The sequence below is a fragment of the Nocardiopsis sp. TNDT3 genome, from assembly GCF_003427465.1.
Taxonomy (GTDB): Bacteria; Actinomycetota; Actinomycetes; order Streptosporangiales; family Streptosporangiaceae; genus Nocardiopsis; species Nocardiopsis dassonvillei.
This window is the reverse complement of sequence record NZ_QPFC01001275.1, coordinates 1-3,023: the sequence shown is the minus strand read 5'-3', so window position 1 is coordinate 3,023 and position 3,023 is coordinate 1. Positions and strand designations below refer to the sequence as shown.

Sequence of the window (3,023 nt, the reverse complement as noted above, 5' to 3'; positions counted from 1 at the left end):
GCCCAGGCCCACGCAGACGGGCAGGCCGGAGTCGCGGGTCGCCTCGCGGGTGCGCCGCACCAGCGCGGCGGCGGTGTCGGCGACCTGGGTGCGGGTGCCGGTGACGCCCATGAGCGAGGCGGCGTACACGAAGCCGGTGCACTCGCGCGTGGTCAGGGCCAGGCGCCGGTCGGTGGAGGAGGGCGCGACCAGGAACACCCGGTCCAGGCCGCAGGAGTCGGAGGCGGCCACCCACTCCTCGGATTCCTCGGGGATGAGGTCGGGGGTGATCACCCCGGCCCCGCCCGCCTTGGCCAGGTTCGCGGCGAAGCGCTCGACGCCGTAGCGCTCGATGGGGTTCCAGTAGGACATCACCACGGCGGCGGCGCCGGTGGCGGCGGTGGCCTCCACCACGCGGAACACGTCGTCGGTGGTGGTGCCCGCGGCCAGGGCTCGGTCGGCGGCCCGCTGGATGGTGGGGCCGTCCATCATGGGGTCGGAGTAGGGCAGGCCGACCTCGATGACGTCGCAGCCCCCCTCGACCATGGCCTGGATGACCCGGACGGAGGACTCCACGTCGGGGAACCCGGCGGGCAGGTAGCCGATCAGGGCGGCGCGTCCGGCCTCGCGGGCCTCGGCGAGCTTGGTCTGCAGTGCGGTGGCGCTCACGCCTGTCCCTCCGGGTCGACGAGGCCGAAGTAGGCGGCCGCGGTGTCAACGTCCTTGTCGCCGCGCCCGGAGAGGTTCACCAGGATGACGGCGTCCGGGCCGAGGCGCTCGCCGAGCTTGCGGGCGCCGGCCAGGGCGTGCGCGCTCTCGATGGCGGGGATGATGCCCTCGGTGCGGCACAGCAGCCGGAAGGCCTCCATCGCCTCGGCGTCGGTGACCGGCTCGTAGGTGGCGCGGCCGGTGTCGGCGAGGTAGGCGTGCTCGGGGCCCACCGCCGGGTAGTCGAGTCCGGCGGAGATGGAGTGGCTGGGCAGGGTCTGGCCGTACTCGTCCTGGAGCACGAAGGTGCGCGCCCCGTGGAAGACGCCGGGGCTGCCCGCCGTGATGGAGGCGGCGGTGCGGGTGGTCCGCGCCCCCTCCCCACCGGCCTCGAAGCCGTACAGGGCGACCTCCTCGTCAGGGATGAAGGCCGCGAAGACGGCCATGGCGTTGGAGCCGCCGCCCACGCACGCGGCGACCGCGTCGGGGAGCCTGCCGACGCGCTCCAGGACCTGTTCGCGGGCCTCCTGGCCGACGACGAAGTGCAGGTCGCGCACGAGCTTGGGGAAGGGGTGCGGTCCGGCGACGGTGCCGAACAGGTAGTGGGTGCGGTCGACGTTGGCCACCCAGTCGCGGAAGGCCTCGTTGATGGCGTCCTTGAGGGTGCGGCTGCCGATGGTGACGGGGACGACCTCGGCGCCGAGCATGCGCATGCGGGCGACGTTGAGCGCCTGGCGGCGGGTGTCCTCCTCGCCCATGTAGATCACGCACTCCAGGCCGAGCAGGGCGCAGGCTGTGGCGGTGGCCACGCCGTGCTGTCCGGCTCCGGTCTCGGCGATGACGCGGGTCTTGCCCATGCGCCTGGTGAGCAGGGCCTGGCCGAGGACGTTGTTGATCTTGTGGGATCCGGTGTGGTTGAGGTCCTCGCGCTTGAGCAGGATCCGCGCGCCGCCGCAGTGCTCGGAGAAGTTGCGGGCCTCGCTCAGGGCGCTGGGGCGCCCGGTGTAGTCCTTGAGCAGTTCGGCGAGTTCGGCCTGGTACTGGGGGTCCTGCTTGGCCTTCTCCCACTCCGCGGCCACCTCGTCGAGGGCGGCGACGAGGGCTTCGGGCGCGAAGCGGCCGCCGAAGCGGCCGTAGTGCCCGAGCTGGTCGGGCAGGGGTTGGTCGTGGCTCATTGCACGCTCTCCTGGGAAGGGCCGAGCGCGGGGCTCCCCCGGCCTCGCGCCGCGGGGTCCGCGCGCCGACCGGCTGTGCGCCGCCCGGCTCCGGCGGCGCGTTCTGACTGTGGGTCAACGCGGCGGCGGGAACCCGCGGCTCACTGGCGCGGGTTCCCTAGAGCCATCGCCATCTGCGGACGGGGCGCGTCGCCGCCGCGTCCGCCGGTGCCTGCGTCAACCCTCTCACGGTCTGTGCCCCTAGTTCCGGTCCCGCAGGGCGGGGTGGGCCCCGGCGGTGACCAGGTCGGCGACGGCCTCGCGCGGGTTGCGGCCGCGGACGAGGCTCTCGCCGACGAGGACGGCCCCGGCTCCGGCTCCGGCGTAGGCCAGCAGGTCGTGCGGGCCGCGGACACCGGACTCGGCGATCTTGACGACGTCGGAGGGGATGAGGGGGGCGAGCCGGGAGAAGGTGTCCCGGTCCACCTCCAGGGTCTTGAGGTTGCGGGCGTTGACGCCGACGACGGTGGCCCCGGCGTCGAGTGCGCGCGCGACCTCCTCCTCGTCGTGGACCTCCACCAGCGGCATGAGGCCGAGCGAGCGGGCCCGCTCCACCAGGGAGACCAGGGCCTCCTGGGGCAGGGCCGCGACGATGAGCAGCACGGCGGAGGCGCCGAAGACGCGGGCCTCCCACAGCTGGTAGGAGCTGACCACGAAGTCCTTGCGCAGCAGCGGGGTGTCGACCGCCTTGTGGACGGCCTGGAGGTCGGCGAGGCTGCCCTTGAAGCGGCGCTGCTCGGTGAGGACGCTGATCAGGGCGGCGCCGCCGGCCTCGTAGTCGCGGGCCAGGGCCGCGGGGTCGGTGATGGCCGCGAGGGGGCCCTTGGAGGGGCTGGCCCGCTTGACCTCGGCGATGACGTGCACGCCCGGGCGGCGCAGGGCGGCTTCGGCGTCCTTCGGGGTGGGCACCGACCCGGCCTGGGCCTTGAGGCGGTCAAGGGGCAGGTCCTCCTGCCGCTGCGCCAGGTCAGCGCGTACTCCGTCGAGGATCTCGTCGAGCACGCTCACCAGTTACTGCTCCCTCGTGAAAGTGGGCCGGCACGGCGGTGGCCCGGGTGCGGGCTCATCGCGCGGCGGGATCGGACACCGCCGCACCGTGTTGCTGGTCATCGTATCCACCCG

Annotated in this window: 3 protein-coding genes; all 3 read right to left on the bottom strand. The window is 73.8% G+C overall.

All coding sequences use genetic code 11. From position 1 onward, the window contains the following. On the bottom strand, nt 1–648 hold a 648-nt coding region (gene trpA / locus DQW06_RS26795; protein ID WP_117199537.1), incomplete at its 3' end, for a tryptophan synthase subunit alpha. Further along, a complete protein-coding gene (gene trpB, locus DQW06_RS26790; protein WP_013154189.1) occupies nt 645–1,862 on the bottom strand; it encodes a tryptophan synthase subunit beta in 1,218 nt (405 codons plus the stop codon). The genes trpA and trpB, both read right to left, overlap by 4 nt. 240 nt (nt 1,863–2,102) lie before the next feature. Next, nucleotides 2,103–2,909 carry an indole-3-glycerol phosphate synthase TrpC gene (gene trpC, locus DQW06_RS26785; protein ID WP_013154190.1) on the bottom strand — a complete coding sequence of 269 codons (807 nt, stop codon included), beginning with the start codon at nt 2,907–2,909 and terminating at the stop codon, nt 2,103–2,105. Nucleotides 2,910–3,023 lie beyond the last annotated feature (114 nt).

Bases quoted from the DNA above. Each gene is read 5' to 3' on its own strand.
- trpB (WP_013154189.1), bottom strand. From the start codon at position 1,862: ATGAGCCACGACCAACCCCTGCCCGACCAGCTCGGGCACTACGGCCGC.